The following is a 25,030-nucleotide window of genomic DNA, read 5'->3' as shown; positions in this document are numbered from 1 at the left end:
CCCGCGGCGGCCGTACCGGCGAGCAACAACCCGCCCAATCCGCCCGCGGCCAGCAGTCGGCGGCGGGACGACGAAGGGGAAGAACCGAGTGAGGACATGGGTCCCGCTCACTTTCTCGATCCGTGCACGAAGTGGGGTCGGGTGCGGGCCCGTCGGCCCTTTTCGGGCCGACGGGCACACACCGGTGATCAGAGCGAGCTGCGGTACGGCGGCATGTCGCGCATGCGCGGCATCTGGTCCGCGAGCACGCCGCCGTCGACGACGATGCGGGTGCCGGTCACGTAGGACGCGGCGGGCGAGGCCAGGAAGACCACCGCGCCGGCGCACTCGTCGGGGGTGGCGTAGCGGCCGAGCGGGATTCGTTCCCGGTAGGCGGCCTCGAACGGCTCCCGGTCCAGCGGGAATTCGCCGTCGATGGGCGTCTCGACCATGCCGGGCGCCACGGCGTTGACGGTGATTGCGTGCGGAGCGAGTTCGACCGCCAGGCTCTGTACGAGCAGGTCCACACCCGCCTTGGACGCGTTGTAGTGGGCCAACCCGGCTTCGGCGACGTGGGCGTTCTTCGAGGTCACCGCGATGATCCGGCCGGCGACCCGGTCCGCGATCTGGTGCTCGGCGACCCGCTGGGACAGGAAGAACACCGCGTCCAGGTTCACCGCGAGCACCCGCCGCCAACTCGCCACGGAGATCTCGTTGAACCGTTCCAGGGCGGCCGTGCCCGCGTTGTTGACCAGGATGTGCAGCGGCCCGGCCGCGGCCCGCACCTCGTCCACGAAGCCGGCCAGCCCGGCGGTATCGGCCAGGTCGAACGGCATTACCCGAGCGGCGCGGCCGGTCGCCTCGACGGCCGCGCGGGTCGGCTCCAAGTCGACGCCCGGCAGGTCGGTGAGCACGATGTCGGCGCCCGCTTCGGCCAGCGCGACCGCGAATGCCCGACCCAGGCCGCCGGCCGCGCCGGTGACCAGCGCGGTGCGGTCGGTCAGCGCGAAGTCCACCGTGCGCCCCGCCTCGCCGCCGGTCACGACAACCCCAGCAGGGGCAGCGCGTCACGGAAGATGATCGCCTCCACCGCGTCCCGGTCCAGCGGCGGCAGACCCGGGATGCCGGGCACGGCGGCCACTTCGCGCAGCCCGGTCACCGACGCGTCCACCGTGGTGAACGGGTAGTCGCTGCCGAACAGCAGCTTGTGCAGCACCCCGTAGTCCTGGGCGAGCCGCAGGCTGTGCCACAGCTGGAACGGCCGGTAGTGCAGCGCGCTGAGATCGGCGTACAGGTGCGGGTGCTTGCGGATCACCGCGATGCACTCGCCCTCGAACGGATGGCCCAGATGCGCGAGCACCATGCGCAGTTCCGGATGCCGGATCGCCACCGGGTCCAGCAACCTCGGCTGCGCGTAGGCGATCGGCGCCGCCGAGACGAACGTGGTCCCGGTGTGCACCAGGATCGGCAGGCCGTTGTCCTCGGCGTAGGCGAACAGCGGGTCGTAGTGCGGATCGCCCGGGTCGAAGCCCGCGTACATCGGCATCAGCTTGATCCCGCGAAGCCCCAACTCCTGGTGTCCGAAACGCAGTTCGTCCTGCCAGCCGGGTTGGGTCGGGTCGATCGACAGGTAGCCGATCAGCCGCTCCGGCTGCGCGCCGACATACTCGGCGACGGCCTTGTCCTCGACCCACAACCCGCTGCGTCGTGCCTTGCCGCCGACCACGATGGTGCGGGTGTCCGCCGGGCTGCTCGCCGCGTAGTCGGCCCAGCGCACGGTCAGGTCCACCTCGCCCGCGTGCGCGCGGGCCGACTCGGCCTTGAACGCATCGTCGAAGTCGCAACACTGCCGGAACAGATGGGAGTGCACGTCGACGATGCCGGGGCCCGCCGGCGCGGAGGTCATGTGCGGTTCCTCTTCTCCCAGCCGGCCGAGAACATGTTCCAGAACCGGTGCGTCGGCGGGTGTTCGGCGAACACGTCGTCGTCGAGTTCGACGCCGAAGCCGGGTGCGGTGGGGATCTCCACGTGGCCGTCGGCGGTCACCGGCAGTGCGCCGCGCACCGCGTCGAACACGTAGGGCTCCAGCAGGCCGTCGAAGGTCTCCAGGATCTTGAAGTTGGTGATCCCGAGCGCGGCGTGCACCGAAACGGTGGTGCACAGCGGGGAGTTGGAGTTGTGCGGGGCGACCATCACGCCGTGCGTGTCGGCGATCGCGGCCAGCTTGCGCACCTCGGTCAGGCCCCCGGCCATGGACAGGTCCGGCTGGATGATGTCCACCGCGTTGGTCGCGAACAACTGCTTGTACTCGTAGCGGTTGTGGAAGTGTTCGCCGCCGGAGATCGGGAACGGCGCGCGGGCGCGCAGTTCCGCGTAGCGCTCGATGTGCGTCCAGGGCATCGGCTCCTCCAACCAGCCGATGTCGAACGGCTCCAGCGCCCGCAGCAGCGCGGAGGCGGTGGTCATCGCGAACCGCGCGTGTCCCTCGACGAACAGGTCCACGTCCGGCCCGATCGCCTCGCGGACCGCGCCCACCAGCTCGACCGACTGGCGCAGTTCGGCCCGGGACAATTCGTGCAGCCCGGCGCCGAACGGGTCGAACTTGAGCGCCGAATACCCCTTGGCCACGGTCTCCTTGGCCTTGGCCGCGAACACCGCCGGGTCGCGCTCGCCGTTGTACCAGCCGTTCGCGTATACCCGGACCCTGTCCCGGCAGGCGCCGCCGGTGAGCCGGTACACCGGTACGCCCAGTGCCTTGCCCATCAGGTCGTGCATGGCCTGGTCGAAGCCGGAGAGCACGATGCCGCCGATGTCGCCGCCGCGCAGGAAGTCGCCCTGGTACAGGCGCAGCCAGATCTCCTCGGTGTCGAACGGGTCGGCGCCGATCAGGTGCCGCCGCGCCATCGCCTCGGCCAGTGCGGCGGTCTCGGCGACCCGGTAGGGGTGGGTGATCTCGCCGACGCCGGACAGGCCCTGGTCGGTGTGTACACGGACGTAGCCGAAGTCGCGCCACGCGGTGCCCAGGAGCAGGGTCTCGACGTGGGTGATCCGGCCGGCGGGTCCGGTGGGTCGGGTGCGGTCGACGACGAGCATCAGTGGGCCGTCCCCTCGGTCGCGCCGCCCATCGTGGAGGTGCCGGCGAGTTCGTCGATGCCGCCGTCCTTGATCGCGTCCTGCACGGCCAGTTCGGTGGCGGCGATCAGGTGGTCCACGTCGGCGTCGGTGTGCGCGTACGAGATGTGGCTGCGCTTGAGGTTCAACGGCAGTTCGAACACGCCGTGTTCGAGCAGGCGGCGGCGGTAGCCGATGAACAGGTTCGCGTCGTTGGCGAGCAGGTCGTCGTAGCTGCGCGGTACGCCGCCGGTCATGAAGTAGGTGACGAACACCGAGCCGTAGCCGGTGACCACGGCCGGGACGCCGAGCCGGGTGTACATCTCGGCCAGGCCGGTGCGCACCCGCTCGCCGAGGCGGAACACGTGCTCGTGGACCGGCTCCTCGCGCAGCTTGCGCAGCGTCTCCAGGGCGGCGGCGACCACCCACGGGTGGCCGTTGTAGGTGCCGGCGAAGAACGCGGGCGCGCCGGGGCGGGTGCTGAACTGCTCCATCAGGTCGGCCCGGCCGCCGAGCGCGCCGACCGGGGCGCCGTTGGCGATGGCCTTGCCGAAGGTGGTCAGGTCGGGGGTGATCCCGGCGATCTTCTGGTAGCCGCCGAGGTCGTGCCGAAAGCCGGTGATCACCTCGTCGAAGACCAGCACCGAGCCGTGTGCGGTGCACTGTTCGCGCAGCGTGGTGAGGAACTCGGCGTCGGGCAGCAGGCAGCCGACGTTGTGCGGGATCGGCTCCAGGATCACCGCGGCGATGTCCGCGCCGTGCTCGGCGAACGCGGCGCGTACCGCGGCCGGGTCGTTGAACGGCAGGACCAGGGTGGCGGCCAGCACCTCGGGCAGGATCCCGGTGGAGATCGGGTCGGGCGCGCCGACCGCCTCGGGCGAGGAGATCACGTTCAGGCTGACCGCGTCGTGCCAACCGTGGTAGCAGCCCTGGAACTTGACGATCAGCCGCCGTCCGGTCACCGCGCGGGCGACCCGCAGCGCGTGGAACGTGGCCTCGCTGCCGGTGCTGGTGAGCAGCACCTTCTCGACCGAGGGGACCAGTTCGACCAGGGTCTCGGCGAGAGTGACCTCGCCCTCGGTGACGGCGACGCCGGTCAGGTCCAGGCGGGTCGCGGCCTCGGCCACCGCGCGCTGTACGTCGGGGTCGTTGTGGCCGAGCAGCGGCGGGCCGAACGCGGAGTGGTAGTCGGTGTAGACGCGACCCTTCGCGTCGGTGAAGTTCGCCCCGCTCGTGCCGGTGACGATCAGGTCGGTCAGGCCCGGGATCCGGCGCTGACCGCTGTTCACCCCGCCCGGAATGACCCGAAGGGCTCGGGCGGGAAGGGAGTCGGTGGCGGCTGTGCCGACACTCATCGGTGGGCTCCTTGCGTCGTTCGTGACCGTTCGGATCCGCGGCCCTGCCAGGCCGTGGACCTCCGGCGCCATCCGCCTTCGGCACGCGTCGCAGGTGGTGCATTTTCGTTTTCTGAACACTGTTCGACAGAGCCGAACAGTGCAGGACTCTACATTTGGATGTACAAAGCAGTCAAGAGGTCTGGACCGGTAAAGTGTTCTGCTATGTCGAACAGCGTTAACGAGAATGTCGAGGAGTCGAAGTACTGGGTGAAGTCCGTCGCCCGGGCCGCGGACATCCTCGAAGTGCTCTCCGCACGTGGTCCGGGGGACGGCATGAGCGTCACGGAGGTCGGTCAGGCCTGCGGGATCTCGAAGAGCGCGACCTTCGGACTGCTCCAGACCCTGCGCGGCTACGGCCTCGTGTCCGACGACGGCGAGGGGATGAATCGGCGCTACCGGCTCGGGATGGGCCTGGCCCGACTCGGCGACCGGGCCCAGGCCCAGGTGTCGCTGCGCGACGTGGCCCGCCCGGTGCTGGCGGAGCTGACCCGGCAGACCGGCATGGCCGCCCGCTTCGCGGTGCCCGAGGGCGGGCTCGCGGTGGTGGTCGACCAGGTCGGCATAGAGCAGCGGGTCCGCCTGGACCTGCGCATGGGGGTACGGGAGCTGCCGCACTGCACCGGCCTGGGCAAGGCGATCCTGTCCGCGTTGCCCGAGGCCGAGGCGCGCGAGGTGATCCACCGTTCCGGGCTGCCCCGGCGCACCTCGCACACGATCACCGACACCGAGACCCTGATCGCCCACCTGCGCGACGTGCGGGCGACCGGCTACGCGCTCGACGACGAGGAGGACGCGGACGGGATCTTCTGCATCGGCAGCCCGGTCCGCGACCACCGCGACAAGTGTGTGGGCGCGATCAGCATCACCGGCCTCAAGCTCGACCTGCCCGGCTGGCGATTCCAGGAACTGGGCCGCCAGGTGCGGGCCGGCGCGCTGCGGGTCAGCCGCGAGTTGGGCAGCACGGAGAGTGGCGAAGGCGACATCGGCGCCGGCTGAAATCGGTGGGTGAACAATCGGGCGAAGGGGTCGTGGCGGAACAATCCGTCGCGACCCCTTCGTGTTCCCGCGATTACGGACGATGAAAGTCGGCCAGGAGGGCTTGACCAGGATCGATGTCCGGGCCTACGTTCCTGGACTCATCAGGGCCCGCACGTTCGCTGCCACGAATCGTGCCCGATCGCCGGCCCCGGGTTGACGGTCCGTCACCACGACCGCGCACCCCACCCCATGCCATCCGCCGCGCGTTTCCCTCCCCGGTCGGGAAACGACGTCATCGGCACGCGCCACGGGAAGCATCCTCCGTCGAAGGCCGAGGTTCCCCGATGAGCACGTCCCCCACTCCTTCCACCTCCACCGCCACGCCGTCGGCCCCCGCTCCCGGGTCGTCGCGTCGTCGGCTGCTCGCCGCCGGCGGTCTCGGCGGGTTGTTGCTCGCCGGTACGGCCGCGGTGGGTTCGGCGTCGGCTTCCTCCGATGACGATCGGCATGGCGCGGGTTCGCGTGATGTGTCGATGAGTGTGCCGAATGTGGCCGCGTTGTTGCGGATGAACGTCAGGCCCCTCGATGCCGACGCGATGGTGCTGGTGGCCGGCTATCACGCGGCGGGTGACGGTGGCGCGATGGTGGTGCGCTGGGATCCGCGGTCGAGGCTGGCGGTCAACGGCGGCACCGTGCTCGCCGATCCCGCCGCCGGCCGGGACGGACGGTGGATCCAGGTGCACGACGGCGTGATGGACTTCCGCCGGTTCGGCATCCTCGACGACAAGGTCCCGGCGGACGCCGCGCTGGACGCGATGGTGAACGACCCGTACATCCACCGCGTCGAGGCGCACAGCGACCTGCTCTTCGTCAAACGCCACACCTTCGCCCGCTCGCGCATCGTGCTCGACTTCGGCGGCCACACCGTGCGCACCACCGGCATCGAGAAGAACACCCACGACAACCCCTTCGGCGCCGTCCTGTACTTCAAGGGCAAGGTCACCGACACCGTGGTCAAGGCCAAGCTGTCCCAGCCGATGCCGGACCTCGCGGATGTGTTCGAGGTGCCGGACAGCGCGGCGTTCAAGGTCGGCGACTGGTGGGCGGTCACCATCGATCCCGAACCCGGCAAGGGCAAGTACGAGCAGGAGGTGCAGCGCCTGGTCGAGATCACCCAACTCGTCGACGCCACGCACATCCGGGTCGGCTACAAGATCGGGTGGGACCTCGCCGCCGGCCGCACCTTCACCTGGACCCGGATCGAACCGGTGGACCGGGCGCACGTGCGCAACATGGTCTTCCAGGGCATCGCCGACGGCGACCAGTACACCGGATCGCACCCGATCGCCTACGAGTACACGACCAACTGCGACGTCGAACACGTCGACGCGGTCGGCACGTTCTGGCCGGTGATCATGCGCCGCTGGTGCACCCACTACCGCACCCGCGCCTGCTCGCTGCGCAACCCGGCCAGCGTGACCTGGGGCGGCGCCGGCTATCTCACCCAGCAGATCTACTGCCTGTACGGGCACGTCGAGGACTGCCACGTGGCGAACAGCCGCCACCTCAACGACCTGACCGCCTCCGCCTACTGCTACGTGACGAACTGTCACGGCGACGGCGACGACCAGGGCCCGTTCGTGACACACGGTCAGTTCGAGCACGACCTCGTCTACACCGGCAACTCCGGCTTGATGACCTTCGCCAACTCCGGTGCCGCGTGGGGGTCGGTGGCCAAACGCATCACCGTCCGCAAGCACGTGTGCTCGTGGTTCGTGGCCCGGGTGAAGATCACCGATCTGACCCTGGAGGACATGCAGGTGATCGGCAAACCCGCGCTGTCCGGCTCCGGGATGCTCTGGGTCAACGCGGACGGCGTACAGATTCGCGGCTGCACCGCGTCGGGGCCGCTGATCGTCTCCCAGGCCTCCAACCGGTCGCAACGCGCCAACGTGATCGCCGACTCCACGTTCACCCTGGCCAAGGACGCCGAGATCACCCAGGCGAACGTGACCGGCGACCTGCACCTGGAACGGGTCACGCTCAAGGGACTGGACAACGCGGCGCTGCGCAACGCCGGTCGACTCGTGCTCACCGAGTGCACCCTGATCGGCGCGCCGAACGCTGCACCGGTCACCGTCACCGGCGCCGCGCTGGCCGTGTCCGGCGGTGAACTGCGGGACACCGGGCTGCGGTTGGCGGGCACCGGCGAACAGAGCGTGGCGCTGTCGCGCACTCGGCTCGGCGGCACCAACGCGGCCCGTGCGCTGCTTTCGCGCACCGGCGGCGCCCGCACGGTCCGTTGGCAGTTGGACGGCTGCGTGTCGACCGCCGCCGACGCGGCCACCGCCCACGTGCTGATCGGCGAGGGCACCAACCGCTACCGCGCGGCGGGCAACACCTTCGCCGGCGGCCGACTCGAACTGGCCGGCACGGCCTTCGGCGGGGCCGGCGCGTTGCTGCACAGCGGCTGCGTCGAGGACGGCGTCACCCGTACCGCGATGCCCGACGAGGGCCCGCGCATCGCGCACACCGCCGGCAACCAGCTGATCTGACCCGCCCGTACGAGCCCGCAGCACCCTCGTATCCGCACCGCCCTCGCACCACGGGAAGCACCATGACCGCCACCGGTTCGACCACGAACACCGCCACGCCGGCCCGCACCGACCGACCGGCCATCACCGACCGACCCGTACGGTTCGCGCTGGTCGGCGCGGGCAACCGGGGACTGACCTACACCGATTGGATCCGCCGGCACCCCGACCGCGCCGAACTGGTCGCGGTGGCCGACCCGCGCGCCTCGGCCCGGACCGCGTCCGGGGCGAGCACGCAGTTCGAGGACTGGCGACCGCTGCTCGACGAGCGCATCGCGGACGCGGTGATCGTGGCCACCCAGGACCGCGAACACGTCGAGCCGATCCCGGCGTTGGCCGAGGCCGGCTACGCGATCCTCACCGAGAAGCCGATGGCCGCCACCGAGGCGGACTGCCGGCGCATCCTCGACGGCGTGACCGCGGCCGGCGTGCCGTTCGCGGTGTGCCACGTGCTCCGGTACACCCCCTACACCGACCTGGTGAAGGGGGTCCTGGATTCCGGCGTGCTCGGCTCGATCGTCAGCCTGGACCTGCTGGAGCCGGTCGGCTGGTGGCACTACGCGCACAGCTACGTGCGCGGCCCGTGGAGCCGCGAGGCCGATTCGTCGCCGATGATCCTGGCCAAGTCCTCGCACGACCTGGACTGGATCGGATACGTCACCGGCGCCCGGATCGAGACGGTGGCGAGCTTCGGCGGCCTCGCCCACTTCAAGCCGGAGAACGCGCCGGCGGGCTCGGCCCGCAACTGCCTGGACTGCGCGGTGGAGCCGGAGTGCCCCTACTCCGGACCGAAGTTGTACTTCCCGGCGCTGCGCGAGACCGGCGACGCCTGGCCGATCAACCACGTCACCGACGCCGCGCACGGACCCGAGGATCAGGCGGAGTTGGTCCGGGCACTGCGCGAAGGGCCGTACGGGCGCTGCGTCTACCACTGCGACAACGACGTGGTGGACCACCAGGTGGTGGCCATGCAGCTGTCCGGCGGGATCACCGCGACCTTCACGATGACCGCGTTCACCGAGCAGACGCACCGTCAGGTACGGATCTTCGGCAGCCACGGCTGGTTGCGCGGCGACGGCGAGAAGGTCACCGTGCACACCTTCGCCGACGACCGGGTGGTCACCCACGACGCGGGCGCGTCCGGGTCGAATGCGGCGGACGGACACGGCGGTGGGGACACCGCGCTGATCGACGCGTTCGTCACGGCGCTCGCCACCGGCGATCCCGCGCACATCCGCTCCAACGGTGCCGACTCGCTCGGCAGCCATCTCGCCGCCTTCGCCGTCGAACGCTCCCGACTCGGCGGCAACACCGAAACCGTGCCGCGAAGTTGAGCGCCCGCGCGGGGCGAAAGGCCCCGCCGCCTCGGCCTCGCCCGGCCCGGCCCCCAGAACTGACACCCCGTCACATCTCGCTGTCAGGAGACGCGATCCCGATGAGAAGAACCATCCGCCCGCGCACCGCCCGCATGATCGCCCTCCCGGTGCTCGCCACCGCCCTCACCGTGAGCCTGGCCGCTTGCGGCGGCTCGTCCGGCCCGGGTTCGGGCGGCAAGACCGTCACCACCTGGATGTACCCGGTGATCGCCGACGAGGCGAAGAACAAGGAGTACTGGGCCGGGCTGAGCGACGCGTTCAGCAAGGCCAACCCGGGTTACAAGGTCAAGGTCGAGACCTACCCCTGGGCCAACCGGGACACCGCGCTCGCCACGGCCATCGCGGCCAACAAGGGCCCGGACGTGGTCTACCTGGTGCCGGACCAACTGCCCAAGTACGCGCGCAGCCTGGTGCCCGCCGACGACTACATGCCGCCCGCCGACAAGGCCGACTTCCGCAAGGCCGCGCTGGATTCGGTGAGCGTGGACGGCAAGCCGATGGCCACCCCGCTGCTGATGAGCGCCAACCCGCTGATCTGCGACAAGCGGGTGTTCGCCGCGATCGGCGAGACGAACTACCCGAGCACGTGGGACGACCTGCTGAACCTGGCGCCGAAGCTGAAGGAGAAGGGCTACCAGGCGACCAGCTACAGCGGCGACACCCAGCAGACGCTGAACCTGACCTGGTACCCGATGCTCTGGCAGGCGGGCGGGGACGTGTTCGCCGCCGACGGCAAGTCGGTCGCGTTCAACTCCGAGGCCGGCGTCAAGGCGCTGACCTACCTCAAGACCCTGGTGGAGAAGGGCTACACGGACAAGGACCAGGTCACCACCACGCCCAAGCTGGAGCAGACCCCGGTGGCCAAGGGCAAGGTCGCCTGCACCTGGCAGAACACCCCGGCCGACGTGGAGAAGTTCTGGGGCAAGGACAACATCGTGGTCAAGCCCCCGCTCAAGGACGCCAAGTCGGCGGGCTACGGCACGGTCGGCTCGTTCGCGATGCTCAAGGGCGCCAACAAGGACGCCGCGGGCAAATGGATCTCGTTCGTGTCCAAGCCGGAGAACAGCCTGGCCCTGGTCAAGTCCAACGGCTACTTCCCGGCCCGCACCTCGGCCGCCGATCCGTACCCGGGCGACGCGCTCCAGGCGGACGTGGCCAAGACGCTCGACGTGATGAGCTCCGGCCCGCTCAAGGAGAAGTCGCGGGACGTGATGGGCGTGCTCGCGCCGGAGATCCAGGCCGCGCTGATCGGCAACAAGAGCCCCAAGGACGCGCTGAACGACGCGGCCAAGGCGGCGAACGCGCTGCTCGCGCGCTGACCCCGACCGGGCGGCCCGACCCCCGCGCGGGCCGCCCACCCTCCCGTTGTGTTCCATCCGCTTTCCCAGCCCCAGGAGGTCCCCGTGGCCGCAGTCGCGGAACAATCCCGCAGGCTCCGCCGACGCGGGCCGCACGCACGCCGCGAGGCCCGGATCGGGCTGCTGTTCGTCCTGCCCGCCTTCGTGCTGTTCGTGCTGTTCCGCTTCGGCCCCAGCATCGCCGGCGTGCTGCTCGGCTTCACCGACTACTCGCTGATGGACTCGCCGACGTTCACCGGCCTCGACAACTTCACCCGGCTGTGGGACGACCCGGTCTTTTGGTCCTCGCTCAAGGTCACCGTGCTCTACACGGTGATCACCGTGCCCGGCACGATCGTCGCCGCGATGGGTCTGGCCCTGCTGACCCGGCGCGCGTTCCGCGGATCCAAGCTGTTCCGCTCGATCTTCTTCCTGCCGGTGGTCACCAGCCTGGTGCTCGCCTCCACGGTGTTCATCTGGATCTTCTCCACCGACGGTCCGTGGTCGACGGTGATGGGTTGGGTCGGCGGACACACCGGATCCTGGCTGGCCGACGACGTGTTCGTGGTGCCGGCGCTGGCCATCGTGGGCATCTGGTCGCGGTTCGGCTACGGCATGCTGATCCTGCTGGCGAGCCTGCAGAACGTACCGCGCGAGCTGGAGGAGGCCGCGCTCACCGACGGCGCCGGCCCCTGGCAGCGCTTCCGGTACATCATCCTGCCGAGCCTGAAGCCCGCGCTGTTCTTCCTGGCCGTGATCGAGACCACGGCCAGTTTCCAGGTGTTCGACGCGGTGTACGTGATGACCGGCGGTGGTCCGGCGAACGCCAGTTACACGCTGGTCTTCCAGCTCTACGACGCCGGGTTCAAGTACTTCGATCTCGGCTACGCCAGTGCGATCGGCCTGGCCCTGTTCGTACTGACGCTCATCGTCGCGGTCATCCAGCGCCTGGTGATCGGGAAGGAGAAGTGACCATGTCCCTGGATACACGTGGCACCCACGAGGCCCGCACGGTGACCGAGTCGCCGTCGGTGCCGGCGGTGCAGGGCGAACCCCCGCGCTCCCGGCTCGGGTTGCGCCGGCGCGAGCGCTTCGGCGCGGGACACGAACAGGACACCGTGCCGTACGCGCTGCGCGGCACCCGGCGCGGCAAGGTACTGCGCGGCGTGCTGCTCGGCGTGGTGGCGCTGGCCACGATCTTCCCGTTCTACGCGATGGTCGTGTTGTCCCTGAAGCCGTCCGGCGCGGTCGAGTTCCCGGGCAGCCTGCTGCCGTGGAACCTGACCACGAGCGCGTACAGCGACGTGCTCGGCTCGCAGGACGTGCCCCAGTGGCTGATCAACACGCTCATCTACTCGATCGTCGGCGTGCTCGGCACGCTGCTGCTCTCCGCGCTGGCCGGATACGCGTTCGCCAAGAAGCGTTTTCCCGGCCGCGAGGCGATGTTCTGGTCGTTCCTGTCGATGGTCATGGTCCCGTACCACGTGACGATGATCCCGACGTTCGTCCTGATCGCGAAGATGAACGGCGTCGACACCTACTGGGGTCTGATCCTGCCGTCGCTGGCCAACGCGCAGGCGGTGTTCCTGATGCGGCAGTTCATCCAGGGCCTGCCGGACGAGCTGTTCGAGGCGGCGAAGATCGACGGTGCCTCCGAGTTCCAGATCTTCGTCCGGATCGTGCTGCCGCTGATCAAGCCGATCATGGCCACGCTCGGCACGTTCGTCTTCCTGTGGCACTGGAACGACTTCCTGTGGCCGCTGATCGTCGGGCAGAGCACGGACATGCGCACGCTGACCGTCGGCATCGCGTCGCTGCAACAACAGAACGTGCCGCTCAACGTGGTCCTCGCGGGCTCGGTGGTCGCGTTCGTCCCCATCTTCATGGCCTACCTGGTGGGCCAGCGCTACGTCACCGAGGGCGTGGCGGCAACCGGAATCAAGGGCTGAGAGCTGATCACGCGTCATGAATGGTGTAGGGATGGCGGAATCGGCGCCGGCCGGGTCGACCGGATCGGTGTTCCCGGACGGTGAGGCCGCACTGGAGGAACTGCTCGCGACGCCGTCGGCCGGGCTGATCGCGGACCTGGCCGGGATCGAGGGCGACCTGGTCGTGCTCGGCGCCGGCGGCAAGATGGGCCCGAGCCTGTGCCGACTGGCCCGGCGGGCGCTGGACGCGGGCGGTCGCGGCGACGTGAGCGTGTACGCGGTCTCGCGCTGGTCGGACCCGGCGGCGGCCCGGTCGTTGGAGGAGGACGGCGTACGTACCGTCGCGTTCGACCTGATGGACGGGGATCCGGCCGAACTGCCGGACGCGGGCAACGTGGTGTTCATGGTCGGCGCCAAGTTCGGCTCGGCCGGCGCGCCGGAGCACGCGTGGGCGGTGAACGCGGCGCTGCCGGACCGGATCGCGCGCCGCTACCCGGCCGCGCGGATCGCCGCGTTCTCGACGGGCAATGTGTATCCGCTGGTCGCGGTCGGCTCCGGGGGCAGCGTGGAGAGCGACCCGGTGGGGCCGGTCGGCGAGTACGCGATGTCGTGCCTGGGCCGGGAACGGGTGTTCGCGCACGCGGCGAGCACTCGGGGCACCCGGGTGGCGCTGATCCGGCTGAACTACGCGGTGGATCTGCGGTACGGGGTGCTCGCCGACATCGCGGCGGCGGTGTACGCGGGCGAGCCGGTGGATGTGACGACGGGTCAGGCCAACGTGGTGTGGCAGGGATACGCGAACGAGGTGGCGCTGCGCTGCCTCGGGCACGCGGCGGCGGTACCGTTCACGATCAACCTCACCGGTCCGGAGACCGCGTCGGTGCGACGCCTCGCGGCCCTGTTCGGTGCGGAGTTCGGGCGGGAAGCGGTGGTGGCGGGCGTCGAGTCGGGCAGTGCGCTGCTGTCGGACGCGAGCCGCTGCCACGAGCTGTTCGGCTATCCCGACGTCCCCCTGCGCACGCTCGTGGCCTGGCAGGCGGATTGGATCCGGCGCGGTCATCCGCTGTCCGGGAAGGCCACCAAGTTCCAGGTCCGCGACGGAAAGTTCTGAGGCACAACGTGATCAACTCCGATACGGCCGCGTCGAGTGCTCCCGACTCGCGGATCGACTCGCCGATCGAGCTGCTGCTTTCGGGCACGGTGATTCCCGCGCATCCGCTCGCGTTGGACGCCGAGGGGCGGTTCGACGAGCGGCGGCAGCGGGCGCTGACCCGCTACTACCTCGCGTCCGGTGCGGGCGGCATCGCGGTCGGCGTGCACACCACGCAGTTCGAGATCCGCAAACCCGAGGTCGGGCTGCTGCGGCCGGTGCTCGAACTGGCCGCCGAGACCGTGGCGCGCGAGGCGGGGCGGCCGGTGGTGCGGGTGGCCGGCGCGTGCGGCTATACCGCGCAGGCGGTGGCCGAGGCCGAACTCGCCGCCTCGCTCGGCTATGACGCGGTGCTGCTGAGCCCGGCGGTGCCGGGCGCCGACGAGCAGGGGCTGCTGGACCGGGCCCGCGCGGTCGGCGAGGTGTTGCCGGTGATCGGCTTCTACCTCCAGGACGCGGTGGGCGGGCGGTTCCTGACCCCGGGGTTTTGGCGCGCGTTCGCCGACATCCCGTCGGTGGCGGCGATCAAGATAGCGCCGTTCGACCGCTACCGGACCGCCGACGTGCTCGGCGCGATCGCCTCGGCGGACCGGGCGGGCGAGGTCGCGCTGTACACCGGCAACGACGACGCGATCATCACCGACCTGCTGACCCCGTATCGGGCCGGCGACCGGCCCCGCTGGTTCGCCGGCGGGTTGCTCGGACAGTGGGCGGTGTGGACGTCGACGGCGGTCACCCTGCTCGAACGCGTCCGCCGGGCGCGTGCGGGCGATCACGAGACGATGGTCGAACTGCTGCGGCAGGCGCCCGAGTTGACCGACGCGAACTCGGCCGTCTTCGACGTGCGCGGCGGGTTCCGGGGCTGCATCGCCGGGGTGCACGAAGTGCTGCGGCGGCAGGGGTTGTTGGCGGGGACCTGGTGCCTGGACCCGGCCGAGACATTGTCGCCGGGGCAGGCCGCGGAGATCGATCGGGTGGCCTCGGCGTATCCGTGGCTGACCGACGACACGTTCGTCCGGGAGCACCTTGATGCCTGGCTCGGGTGAGGCGCGCTTCGACCGGACCGGGGCGGACGGGGGGCCGGCCGTGGTGGCGGTCGCCGTACCGCCGGGACTGCGGGCGGAGTTCTTCGGCGAGGCGGCGGGCGGCGGCTCGGGTGAACCCCACGTCGGCGCGCTGAGCGAGCGGCTGCGGGATGTCGGGCGGATCGTGGTCGTGGACGATCCCCGGGATCTCCCGGCCCTGCGGGCGGCGTTCGCGCGGGCGGACGTGGTGGTGTCCTCCTGGGGCATGCCGCGGTTGACCGGCGAACTGCTCGCGGCGGCGCCCCGGGTGGGGCTGCTCGCGCACACCGGCGCCGCGATCGCCCCGTACGTCGGCGCGGACGCCTTCGCGCGCGGCGTGCGGGTCACCCAGGCCGGGCAGGGCATGGCGCGGTCGGTGGCCGAGGTCGCACTGGCCTTCACGCTCGCGCTGCTGCACCGGACCCATCGCTACGACCACGCGCTGCGCGGCGGACGGGAATGGGCCGAGGCATCGGTGGCACCGCCGCGGCACGAGGTGTTCGGCGCCCGGATCGGTGTGGTCGGCGCGTCCCGCACCGGTCGGGCGTACATCGAGGTGGTGCGCGCTCTCGGCGCTCGGGTGCAGGTCGCCGACCCCACCCTGAGTGCGCCGGAAGCGGCCCGGATCGGAGCGGAACTCGTGCCGCTGGATCGGTTGTTGGCCACGAGCCGGATCGTCGCGCTGCACGCGCCGTCGTTGCCGCAGACGCGACACCTGATCGGCGCCCGCGAGTTGGCCCTGCTGCCGGACGGCGCCGGCCTGGTGAATACGGCGCGTTCGTGGCTGGTCGACGAGGACGCGCTGCTGGCCGCATTGCGCACCGGGCGGATCGATGCCGCGCTGGATGTGTACGACGCCGAGCCGTTGCCCGTCGGGCATGGGTTTCGGGCATTGCCCAACGTGCTGCTGACTCCGCATCAGGCCGCCGGTACGGTCGAGTGTCGCCGCCGACAAGGCGACATCGTCGTCGACGAGGTGGAGCGCTATCTGACGGGTCGTTCACTCAACCACGAGGTCGGCCCGGAGGCGCTGATCCGCGTCGGCTGAAGCAGGCCGTTCGTTGCCGTATGCCGTATGCCGTATGCCGTATGCCGTGTGCGCTATGGCATCTGCGGTGTGCGGTGCGTGGTCTGCTTCCGGTCATCATCCCCATACCCCTGTACCCATATGTATCTGGAGAGTTCACCGTGCGCCTGATGCGCGTAGGCGAGCCCGGCAACGAACGCCCCGTGCTGTTCGCCGCCGACGGCCGCCACTTCGACCTGGGCCGGCTCACCGCCGACATCGACGGCGCGTTCTTCGCCTCCGACGGCGTCGAGCGGGTCCGCGAGGCCGCGACGGCGGGCACGCTGCCGGAGCTGGACGTCGCGGGCCTGCGCGTCGGCGCCCCGGTGGCCCGGCCCGGCGCGGTCCTGTGCATCGGCCAGAACTACGCGGCGCACGCGGCCGAATCCGGCGCCGAGCCGCCGACCACGCCGATCCTGTTCTACAAGACACCGCACACCGTGGTCGGCCCGTACGACGACGTGTTGATCCCGCGCGGCGCGGTCAAGACCGACTGGGAGGTCGAGCTCGCCGTCGTGATCGGCCGCCGGGCCCGCTACCTCGCCTCGCCGAAGGAGGCCCTGGCACACGTCGCGGGATACACGATCAGCAACGACGTCTCCGAGCGCGCCTTCCAGCTGGAGCAGTCGGGCGGGCAGTGGTCCAAGGGCAAGAACTGCGAGACGTTCAACCCGCTCGGCCCATGGCTGGTGACCACCGACGAGGTCCCCGATCCGCAGACGCTCGGGCTGCGTTCGTGGGTCGGCGGGGAAGCCCGGCAGGACTCCACCACGGCCGACATGATCTTCGGCGTGGCGTACCTGATCCACCACCTGTCGCAGTATCTGGTGCTGGAGCCCGGTGACATCGTCAACACCGGGACGCCGCAGGGCGTTGCGCTGTCCGGCCGGTTCCCGTACCTGGCCGAGGGCGACGTGATGGAACTGGAGATCGACCGGCTGGGTCGGCAACGGTCGCATCTGGTCCAGGCCTGACGAACGCCGCACGCCGCGGGGGCGCCGGTCGGGGGAGCACCCGACCGGCGCCTCGTGCGTGCATGGGGTGGTCGTAGGATCGGCCGGCGTATCGGGCCGGTGTGTGGGGGGATTCGGGTGACCGAGGCGGTGGGGGAGCGGCGGGCCACCTGGTTCGAGTTGTTCTGTGACCTGGTGTTCGTGGCGGCCGTCGGGCAGGTCGTGCACCGGGTGGGGGAACAGCCCACGGGCGGTTCGGTCGTGGGAGCCGCCGCGCTGTTCGTACCGGTGTGGTGGACCTGGGTGTTGTACACGGTGCGGGCCAATCGTTTCGATCCGGACGACTCCGCGCATCGGTTGATCACCATGGTCGGGATGGCCGCCGTGGCCGCGATGGCGGTGTTCGTCGGCGGGGTCGGACACGGGACCGGGGCGAGTGTCGGGTTCGTCGCCGGATACCTCGGCGCGCGCGGGGTGATCGTGTTCTCGTACGCCTGGGGTGCGCGATCCGACCCGAGCTTTCGGCCGATCCTGCGCTCGTTCGGCACGATGTCGACGCTGACCGGTTCGGTGTGGGTCCTCGGTCTGCCGGCGCCTCGGGACTCGGTGCGCTACGGGCTCTGGGCGGTCGCGATGGTCGGCGAGTTGTCGCTGCCGTTCCTGGCCCGCCGCCGGATCGCCGCCGCTTCGCACGACGCGGAGCATCTGCGGGAGCGTTTCGGGCTGTTCACGATCATCGTGATCGGCGAGGCGGTGCTCGGTTGCACCGGCGGCCTCGCCGACGGCGGGCGCGGGGCGGTGTCCACGGGGCTGATCGGGCTGAGCGCGTTCGCGCTGTGCGCGTGCGTCTGGTGGATGTACTTCAACGCGAGCGCGACCCGGGTGGGCGGCCACGAGGAGATCGCCACCAGTCCGATCCTGCGCGATGTGTACGTCTTCGGGCATCTGCCCATGCAATGGGGCATCGCGGTGACCGGCGCGGCGATCGGTACGGTCGTCGGCGGCGACGACCGGCACGTGTCCACGGCGACCGCCGCGTGCCTGCTCGGCGGGATCGTGCTGTTCCTGGTCGCCGGGGCGGCGGTTCGCGCGGTGTTCGCCGGCTCGCGGGACGCGACGGTGTGGATCAGGATCGCCGCCGCGGTGGTGGTGTCGGCACTGCTGCCCGCCGCCGGGGTGCTGCCGGTGGCGGGCCTGATCGGCGCGACCGCTGCGGTCCTCGTCGTGACGGCGGCGGCCGAGGTCTCGGCGACCCACCGACGACCGGCGGAGTCGGCCGCGCGGGAGTGACGCGGGGGCCGGGGCCCCTCAGGGGCGGGCGGATGCAGCCCCGGCCTGGGCGGCGAGGGCCGCGCCGAGGGCGGCGGCGGCCTCGTCCGACAGGGGGCGGTGGGCCAGCAGGAAGCGGTACCAGAAGAGTCCGTACATCTGATCCACGATCAGGTCGAGGTCGGCGTCTGGTGCGAGTTCGTCGGGGTGCCCGGCCAGCAGTGCGCGCAGCGCGTCCCGGCGGGTCTCGGTGAAGGTGCGGACCAGGTCTGCGGCATGCGGATCGCGCGCCGCCTCGCGGACCAGCGAGCGCAGTACGGCGGCCGTCGACTCGGCCCGGGCACCGCGGAACGTGGCGGTGACGAAGAACGTCAGATCGGCGCGCAGCGTCTCGCCCCGGGGCGGTGACACGACGTCGCCCGCCAGGCCGATCAGGGCTTCGAGCAGGACCGCACCCTTCGAGGGCCACCAGCGGTAGATCGTCTGCTTCCCGACGCCGGCCGCGCGCGCGATGGTGTCGATCGTCACGGGCGCGCCGCCCGACTCGGCGAGCAGGACGAGCACGGCGTCCAGGATCGCGCGGCGGGCGTCCTCGTTGCGGCGCCGACCGGTGTGCGCGCGGCGCGGGGTGTCGTCGTCGGGGTTCGTCATGGGATCAGCATAGCCGCTTGACGAGACCGTCGGTCTCGGTAATGCTTTGTCGAGACGGAAGGTCTCGGTAAAGCGAGAGCCCTCCCGTGGTCTGCATCGGGTGGTACGAAGAGAAGGCAAGGCACCGTCATGGCTCTGTCCCGTTCCCTGCATGGTCAGCACGTCGTCGTCATGGGCGGCACCTCCGGAATCGGCGAGGCGACCGCGGCCCTGCTGGCCGCCGACGGCGCGGAGGTCGTGGTCACCGGCCGCGACCGAGCGCGGCTGGACGCCGCCGTCGAGCGCATCGGCGGCAAGACCACCGGATACCGGCTCGACGGCGCGGATCAGGCCGAGGTGGCCGAGTTCTTCGCGGCGTCGGGCCGGCCGATCGACCACCTGGTCCTGGCGCTGAGCGGCGCCGCCGGCAGCGGCCCGATCGCCGGCCTGGACCTGGAGCAGTTGGCGGCCGGCTTCGCGGGCAAGTTCTGGCCGTTCATCCGGATCGTCCAGGCGGCGCTGCCCAGGCTGGCCGCGCACGCCTCGGTGACGTTCGTGACCGCGGCCTCGGCGCGGGCGGCCTTCCCCGGTACCGCCGGACTGGCCGCGATCAACGGCGCGTTGGAGGCGATGGTGCCGCCGCTGGCGGTCGAACTCGCGCCGATCCGGGTCAACGCGGTCTCGCCGGGCGTGATCGACACCCCGTGGTGGGACGCGATCCCGAGCGAGGCCCGCACCGAACTCTTCACCGGGATCAGCGCCGCGACCCCGGTCGGCCGGGTCGGCCACGCCGACGAAGTGGCCGATGTGATCCGGATGCTCGTGGGCAACGGCTTCATGACGGGGACGGTGATCGACTGCACCGGGGGCGCGAACCTGGCCTCCGGCCGGTAAGCACCGACGCGCCGGTGGCCGGCCCGTCACGGTGGCCGGCCGGCCGGGTCCGGCGCCGAGCGGACGGCGTGTCTACGATCACGACCGTGACTACCGCCCTGATTCTCATCGATCTCATGCCGCGCATCGTCGCGTTGCCGGTGGCACCGCACTCCGGCGAGGACGTGCTCGCCCGCTGTCGCCGGTTGGCCGACGTTTTCCGGGCCGACGCAAACCCGGTGGTCCTGGTGCGGGTGGACCGACCCGGCGTCGCCGAGCAGCCACCCGGAAGCGACTTCGCGGAGGGGCTGGTCCGCCCCGGCGACGTGACGATCGTGAAGCACACCGTCGGCGCGTTCCACGGAACCGACCTGGACGCGCAGTTGCGGGCGCGCGGCGTGGAACGGCTGGTGTTGGCGGGCCTGGTCACCACCATGGGTGTGGAGTCCACGGGCCGGGCGGCCGACGACCACGGCTACGAGGTCGAGTTCGTGGCCGACGCGATGTCCGGATTCGCGGCGGACGAGCACGACTTCACCGTCGAGCGCATCTTTCCGCGCTTCGGGACGGTGCGAACCACGGCTTCCTACGGCTGATTTCGAATGCCCCCGCGCGACGTGATTCAGGAAATGAATCGTGCTGTCGACAAATAGGGATCGCATTCGAGGTGGTGTGGAAAGGGAGTTCGCGGACGACGAAGGCCCCGCCGGTACACCGGCGGGGCCTTCGTCGTCGGAACGGGTCACATGACGGGACCCGATTCAACTGCCTTGCGTGGTGGTGCGATCACCTCAGTGGACGGTCACGCCTCGTGACGGCCGCGGCGGCGGTTCAGGTAGAGCGCGCCTCCACCGGCCAGCAGCAGGCCGGCGGCGACGCCGGTGATCAGGACGACGTTGGAGTCGTCCCCACCGGTGTTGGCCAGGTCCTTGCGGCTGCCCGCCGGGGCGACCGGGAGCCAGGGCACCTCGATCGGCGGGTTGTCCGTGCCGGGCTCCACGATCGGCTTGGTGGGTGCCTGGCTGCCGCTCGGGCTCGCGCTGCCCACCGGGGCGGACGAGGAGGTCGCCGGTGTGCCCGTGGTGGCGGGCGCGCCCGTGGTGACCGGAGCCGACGTGCTCGGCGGGATGGTCGGCGTGACCGGGGGAGCCGAAGTGGTCGCCGGGGCGGAAGTGGTCGCCGGGGCCGAGGTGTTCGACGTCGGCGGGGCCGTCGTGGTCGGCGGCTTCGAGGTGGCGGGCGGCGTGGTCACCACCGGCGGCGGCGTGCTCGCGGGAGCCGTCGGCGGCGTGGTGGTCGGCGGGATCGTCGGGGTCTCGACGCAGTCGAGCCGGCCCGTGTAGGTCTGCGCGTAGTCGCCCGGACCGGTCACGGTGATGGTGTAGTTCGTGTCCTCGGCGACCTTGACGAACTGCGTCTTGGTCGAGTTCGGCGGAACGGTCACCTTCTCGCCGTTGAGCTTGAAGTCGGCGGGGCCGTCACCGGTGTTCTTCAGCGTGACCGTGACCCCGCCCTGGACGCAGTCCTCCTTGTACGCCGACGAGGGGACCGGAACCGGCTGGTGGCTCCACTTGACCTGGGCCGCGGCGCCGACCGAGAACGGCTGCGAACCGGCCGCGATCAGGGTCTGCGAGTGCTTGCGGTCCTTGGCCAGGAACACCCGGCCGATGTTGACGCCGGCCTTGGTCGAGGCCGCGATCCGAGCCTCGCCCGGGTTCTGGCTCTTCGGCACCTTGACGTACAACTCGGTGCCGTTGCCGGCGGTGCCGAGCAGGTTGCCGTCCTTGCCGACCAGCGAGACGCCGGCGGGGACGGTGCCGTCGAGCTTGACCGCGACCGGCTCGGTCGAGGTGGTCTTGACGGTGACCGGACCCACGCCCGGCGTGTCGCCGTCCTTGCCGCTGGTCACGGTCGGCGCGAGTTCGAGGGAGGCCCCCGGCTCGCTCGCCTCGCCCTTGTTGGCGTCGCCCGTCAGGTACTTGTACAGGTTCACGACGTCTTCGCCGTTGTCCGAAGTGGACAGGTTCACGCCGTTGCTGTAGTGCCAGATCGCGGCCTGGGTGGCCGCGACGGCCTCCTGCGCGTCGAGCCGGCGTTTCTTGTCCGGCAGGCCGGCGGTCTTGGCGAGCGCGTCGAGGTCGTTGATCTTGGGGTACGAGTGGTTCAGCACCCAGTTGATCTTCGCGACCTTGGCGGTGTCCTTGAGCCAGGAGTCGGCCCACGCCCCCTCGCGGTAGTCGACACCGCCGTGGACGGAGGTCTCCAGGTCGATGCAGTACACGAGAACCTGGGGGGCGTGGCGTCCCTCCGCGCTCAGGATCATCAGCTCGGTCTGCTGCAGCCACCGGAAGCCGGACAGGGCGACCGCGCCCTCCGTGCGGTCGACGTGCCCACGGAATTGCAGCGCGGCCGTGTCCGCCTGCGCGACGGGCGCGAACCCGACGAGCGCGACGGCCGCCAGACCGGCGACGGCACACGCCGACGCCGCGCGGGATATACCCCGCTGTGCCAGGAACATGAAAAGACGACTCCCTCACGAAAAAGCGGCCCCCGCAGCCCGGGCCTGTTCACCGGGCTCCCCACCCCTGGGCCACCGCACGCAAGAATCGTGGCGACGGCATGTTTAGTCAATTCGGGACGGGGGAAATTCGGCGTCGAATTGTGGCCGGTTCGACGGCCGAACAGGAGCGCACCGGAACGGTGTTGGGCTTTCTCCGGATTTATGCCCGAGTCGGTGTGCGGAGGGTGATCGGCACGTCGCTCGGATGCTTCGCGGAAGTCGCGAGAAGCGTGCATACCGACCGTGCGCGGTCTGTATACCATCCGTGAACCATCCGGACCCGATCGATCGACGATCGATCCGGACCGGATGGCCGGTCGGTCCGGCTCGCCGTCGGTGCCGGTCCGCCCCAACACCCGGACGTCGGCTCGGAGTCGCGGCCCGGACTTTCTATGCTTGCCGCGTGACCGACCCCAATGACCTCGATGTCCCACCGGCGTTCTCGCCGTCCGCAGCCGCCTCCGCACGGGGGGTGATGGCGCTAACCTGCGAGCGTGTGGCCGCGACATTGGCTTCGTACGAGCTGCGGGTGATGCCGTCGACCGTGGCCCAGTGGGAAGCCGGTACGGAACGCCCGAACGAAGCCGAACTGCTCGCCCTCGCCAAGTCCTTGGTCGTGCCCGTGAGCCGACTGATGGGCGGCCGGCCGACCAACCTCCAGGACCACCGGATCGCGGCCGGCCTCACCCGCGCCGAACTCGCCAACCGGGTGCGGATGCGGGAGGTGGGCTACACCCGGCTCGAACGGGCGAACAAGTGGCGGGCCGACGAGGAGCGCACCGGATTCCTGGTCCGCGCGCTCGGCCTGTCCATGCAGGGCCTGGCCGAAGTGTCGGGCGTGGGCCCGGAGTTGGAGAACCTGCTGGCCGAGGCCGTGGTCGGCCGGTGGAAGACGCAACTGCCCGACATCACCCGGCTGATCGGGATGCGCCGCAAGCGCATCGGCGAGGTGCTCGAGGTGCTGAGTTCGGTCTTCCCCGAGGGCATGGATGTGGCCGACGTGCCGCGGGCCGCCGTGGTGGAGCGATTCTGGGGCCTGCTCGGCGACCCGGTCGCCGACCCGGGCGCGCCCGGGGTCTGGTTGCTCCAGGGCCGCTTCGCCTAGAACCCGTCCGGTGTGCCGGTGCCTCGGAACGGGTGTCCCGAGGCACCGGCATCGGTATTGCCGCCGCTACACCGGCACGCTGACCAGCGTGCCCCCGTCGGACGTGCGTACGTCGAAGCGGGCCAGATTGTCCTTCGTGGTCCACGTCCCGGTCTGCAGCACCAGCGGGGCCTCCGAGCCCGGGACGCCGTAGCCCTTCGGTGGCACCATCCAGGAGGAGATCTGCTGCTCCTTCCCCGCCTTGTCCACCGCGACCAGCGAACACTTCAACGGGCCGCGGACATTGCGCAGTTCGAGCGCCAGGTTGGTGCCCCACGCCTTGCTCTCCAGGGCGATCCGCGCGGCGGCGCCACCGTTCGGCCCGGTCGCGCCCACCACCTGCCCGTTCGCGGCGATCACCGCCATCGGGTCGCCCGGCACCGCCCGCGTCGCGGTGGACGAGTCGTCCTTGAACCAGGTCCGCCCGGTCAGTACGCCGGCGCCCAGGCCGATCACAAGGAGCGCCGCGCACGCGGCCACCAGCAACGAGCGCCGCGGCGCCCGGCGGGCCGCCCGGCGCGTGGCGAGTTCGTCCACGGGAGCCGAGCGGGCCGCGGGGGCCGAGCCGGCCGAAGAGTCCGAGCGAGTCGAACCGGCCGGGGGAGGCGGAGCGGCCACCCGCAGCGTCGGCGGTTCCGGAGCCGCCGTCGGCGAGGGTACGGCCGACCCGGTCGGCTCGGGTTCACCCCTCGCCTCCGGCAGCTCGTACACCCCCTCGTCGCGCAGCTCCGTCAGCAGCGTGGCCATGCCGGAGAAATCCGCCAGCTCGTCCAGGCAGCGGTCGCATGTGGTCAGGTGCTCCTCGAACGCCTCCCGGTCGGCCGGTTCCAGCAGTCCGAGGGCATACGCGCCGACATCCGCGTGTTCGGGTTGGACGCTCATGACGACACCCCCCTCTCCTCCAGGACGACCCGCAGGGCGCGCAGCGCGTAGTACACGCGCGACTTCGCCGTACCGGCCGGGATGCCGAGTACGTCGGCCGCCTGATTGACAGTACGGTCGCGGAAGAAGGTTTCGATCAAAATTTCCCGGTGCGATGTGGAAAGCGCGTCCAGCGCGTCGCCGACCACGACCGAACGCAGCAGGCGGTCGACCTCGTCGCCGGTGGGCAGCGTGGCCAGCGGCTCGTCGCCGACCTCCGGCGGGCGGGCCGATCGGGCCCGCTGTTCGTCGATGACCAGGCGGCGGGCCACGGTGACCAGCCACGGCAGCAGCGGAGCGGCGGGATCCAGCTTCTCCCGATTGCGCCAGGCGCGGACGAGCACCTCCTGCACGCTGTCCTCCGCCCGCTGGCGGTCACCGCCGTTCAAGCGCGAGACGACCGCGAGCAGCGGTCGGGAATACTCGCGGTAGAGCATCGCGACGAACCTGGTCTCCTCGTCGCCACCCGGCGGGTCGTCGGCACCCGGCGGGCCCGACCCCGGTGTGTCCACATCGGACATCCGCGACGGCCTCCTCACCCCGTAGTCGGGATCCGAGTCCCCGGAACCGCACTCACCGTCCCCGGAACTGGCAATACCCTAGGGGAACCGGGAGCCCGCTTCGGCCGGATCGGCCCGGCGCCATCGATGGCGCCGGGGTGGCAACGCGGTGTCCGGGGTGGCCGCGACGGTGCCGGCGC

General features: G+C 70.8%; 22 protein-coding genes. 14 read left to right on the top strand and 8 right to left on the bottom strand.

The annotated features are described in order from the left end of the window. Positions 1–188: 188 nt before the first annotated feature. The 4 genes from ACWGR4_RS09225 to ACWGR4_RS09210 are packed head-to-tail and all read right to left on the bottom strand — an operon-like array spanning position 189 to position 4,445. Positions 189–1,022 (bottom strand): SDR family NAD(P)-dependent oxidoreductase, encoded by an 834-nt coding sequence (locus ACWGR4_RS09225; protein ID WP_452128842.1) that lies wholly within the window; start codon positions 1,020–1,022, stop codon positions 189–191. Beyond that, positions 1,019–1,885, bottom strand: a complete 867-nt coding sequence (locus tag ACWGR4_RS09220) for an amidohydrolase family protein (RefSeq protein WP_379998284.1) — start codon at positions 1,883–1,885, stop codon at positions 1,019–1,021. Before ACWGR4_RS09220 ends, ACWGR4_RS09225 begins: the two co-directional genes overlap by 4 nt. Beyond that, on the bottom strand, positions 1,882–3,072 hold the full coding sequence (locus ACWGR4_RS09215; protein ID WP_379998282.1) for a mandelate racemase/muconate lactonizing enzyme family protein: 1,191 nt from the start codon (positions 3,070–3,072) through the stop codon (positions 1,882–1,884). Before ACWGR4_RS09215 ends, ACWGR4_RS09220 begins: the two co-directional genes overlap by 4 nt. After that, a complete protein-coding gene (locus ACWGR4_RS09210; RefSeq protein ID WP_452128843.1) occupies positions 3,072–4,445 on the bottom strand; it encodes an aspartate aminotransferase family protein in 1,374 nt (457 codons plus the stop codon). Before ACWGR4_RS09210 ends, ACWGR4_RS09215 begins: the two co-directional genes overlap by 1 nt. Positions 4,446–4,649: 204 nt before the next feature. On the opposite strand from ACWGR4_RS09210, the gene ACWGR4_RS09205 reads away from it, so the two are divergent. The 11 genes from ACWGR4_RS09205 (at position 4,650) to ACWGR4_RS09155 (ending at position 18,223) form a co-directional block, all read left to right on the top strand. Continuing rightward, complete coding sequence (locus ACWGR4_RS09205; protein ID WP_379998278.1) at positions 4,650–5,483, top strand: IclR family transcriptional regulator; 834 nt, start codon at positions 4,650–4,652, stop codon at positions 5,481–5,483. A gap of 734 nt (positions 5,484–6,217) precedes the next feature. After that, the gene (locus ACWGR4_RS09200; RefSeq protein ID WP_452128853.1) at positions 6,218–8,020 is read left to right on the top strand and encodes a peptidase C14; all 1,803 of its coding nucleotides are present in this window, start codon (positions 6,218–6,220) and stop codon (positions 8,018–8,020) included. 62 nt (positions 8,021–8,082) lie between these two features. Next, the gene (locus tag ACWGR4_RS09195) at positions 8,083–9,393 is read left to right on the top strand and encodes a Gfo/Idh/MocA family protein (RefSeq protein WP_452128844.1); all 1,311 of its coding nucleotides are present in this window, start codon (positions 8,083–8,085) and stop codon (positions 9,391–9,393) included. A 101-nt stretch (positions 9,394–9,494) separates the two neighbouring features. Beyond that, positions 9,495–10,754, top strand: coding sequence for an ABC transporter substrate-binding protein (locus tag ACWGR4_RS09190; protein WP_379998272.1), 1,260 nt, complete (start codon positions 9,495–9,497; stop codon positions 10,752–10,754). A gap of 84 nt (positions 10,755–10,838) precedes the next feature. Continuing rightward, positions 10,839–11,744, top strand: coding sequence for a carbohydrate ABC transporter permease (locus tag ACWGR4_RS09185; RefSeq protein WP_379998270.1), 906 nt, complete (start codon positions 10,839–10,841; stop codon positions 11,742–11,744). Between the two features lie 2 nt (positions 11,745–11,746). Further along, a complete protein-coding gene (locus ACWGR4_RS09180; RefSeq protein ID WP_452128845.1) occupies positions 11,747–12,721 on the top strand; it encodes a carbohydrate ABC transporter permease in 975 nt (324 codons plus the stop codon). 31 nt (positions 12,722–12,752) lie between these two features. Further along, a complete protein-coding gene (locus ACWGR4_RS09175) occupies positions 12,753–13,811 on the top strand; it encodes an NAD-dependent epimerase/dehydratase family protein (RefSeq protein ID WP_379998266.1) in 1,059 nt (352 codons plus the stop codon). 53 nt (positions 13,812–13,864) lie between these two features. Then, positions 13,865–14,896: a dihydrodipicolinate synthase family protein gene (locus ACWGR4_RS09170; protein WP_395787038.1), complete on the top strand. Its 1,032-nt coding sequence runs from the start codon at positions 13,865–13,867 to the stop codon at positions 14,894–14,896. Next, complete coding sequence (locus ACWGR4_RS09165) at positions 14,880–15,962, top strand: hydroxyacid dehydrogenase (protein ID WP_452128846.1); 1,083 nt, start codon at positions 14,880–14,882, stop codon at positions 15,960–15,962. The genes ACWGR4_RS09170 and ACWGR4_RS09165 overlap by 17 nt, the downstream gene beginning before the upstream one ends. Positions 15,963–16,102: 140 nt before the next feature. After that, positions 16,103–16,954 carry a fumarylacetoacetate hydrolase family protein gene (locus ACWGR4_RS09160; RefSeq protein WP_452128847.1) on the top strand — a complete coding sequence of 284 codons (852 nt, stop codon included), beginning with the start codon at positions 16,103–16,105 and terminating at the stop codon, positions 16,952–16,954. 117 nt (positions 16,955–17,071) lie between these two features. Next, positions 17,072–18,223 carry a low temperature requirement protein A gene (locus ACWGR4_RS09155; RefSeq protein ID WP_452134192.1) on the top strand — a complete coding sequence of 384 codons (1,152 nt, stop codon included), beginning with the start codon at positions 17,072–17,074 and terminating at the stop codon, positions 18,221–18,223. Between the two features lie 18 nt (positions 18,224–18,241). On the opposite strand, the gene ACWGR4_RS09150 is transcribed toward ACWGR4_RS09155, so the two are convergent. Next, positions 18,242–18,853, bottom strand: a complete 612-nt coding sequence (locus ACWGR4_RS09150; protein ID WP_452128849.1) for a TetR/AcrR family transcriptional regulator — start codon at positions 18,851–18,853, stop codon at positions 18,242–18,244. Positions 18,854–18,982: 129 nt separating this feature from the next. Between ACWGR4_RS09150 and ACWGR4_RS09145 the strand changes: the two genes are divergently transcribed. Both ACWGR4_RS09145 and ACWGR4_RS09140 read left to right on the top strand, forming a co-directional pair. Further along, the gene (locus tag ACWGR4_RS09145; protein ID WP_452128850.1) at positions 18,983–19,726 is read left to right on the top strand and encodes an SDR family oxidoreductase; all 744 of its coding nucleotides are present in this window, start codon (positions 18,983–18,985) and stop codon (positions 19,724–19,726) included. Positions 19,727–19,812: 86 nt separating this feature from the next. After that, positions 19,813–20,301, top strand: a complete 489-nt coding sequence (locus tag ACWGR4_RS09140; RefSeq protein WP_452128851.1) for an isochorismatase family protein — start codon at positions 19,813–19,815, stop codon at positions 20,299–20,301. Between the two features lie 206 nt (positions 20,302–20,507). Here the strand turns inward: ACWGR4_RS09140 and ACWGR4_RS09135 are convergent, their stop codons facing one another. Next, positions 20,508–22,223 (bottom strand): Cys-Gln thioester bond-forming surface protein, encoded by a 1,716-nt coding sequence (locus tag ACWGR4_RS09135; RefSeq protein ID WP_452131790.1) that lies wholly within the window; start codon positions 22,221–22,223, stop codon positions 20,508–20,510. A gap of 445 nt (positions 22,224–22,668) precedes the next feature. Between ACWGR4_RS09135 and ACWGR4_RS09130 the strand changes: the two genes are divergently transcribed. Continuing rightward, a complete protein-coding gene (locus tag ACWGR4_RS09130) occupies positions 22,669–23,370 on the top strand; it encodes a transcriptional regulator (protein WP_379998250.1) in 702 nt (233 codons plus the stop codon). 66 nt (positions 23,371–23,436) lie between these two features. Here ACWGR4_RS09130 and ACWGR4_RS09125 read toward each other — a convergent pair whose 3' ends face one another. Beyond that, positions 23,437–24,291, bottom strand: coding sequence for a zf-HC2 domain-containing protein (locus ACWGR4_RS09125; RefSeq protein WP_452131789.1), 855 nt, complete (start codon positions 24,289–24,291; stop codon positions 23,437–23,439). Next, positions 24,288–24,851 carry a sigma-70 family RNA polymerase sigma factor gene (locus tag ACWGR4_RS09120; RefSeq protein WP_126635762.1) on the bottom strand — a complete coding sequence of 188 codons (564 nt, stop codon included), beginning with the start codon at positions 24,849–24,851 and terminating at the stop codon, positions 24,288–24,290. The genes ACWGR4_RS09125 and ACWGR4_RS09120 overlap by 4 nt, the downstream gene beginning before the upstream one ends. Positions 24,852–25,030: the final 179 nt, after the last annotated feature.

Source organism: Embleya sp. NPDC055664, assembly GCF_053618075.1.
The sequence above is the reverse complement of the archived record's forward strand: the minus strand, read 5'-3'. Positions and strand labels throughout refer to the sequence as shown.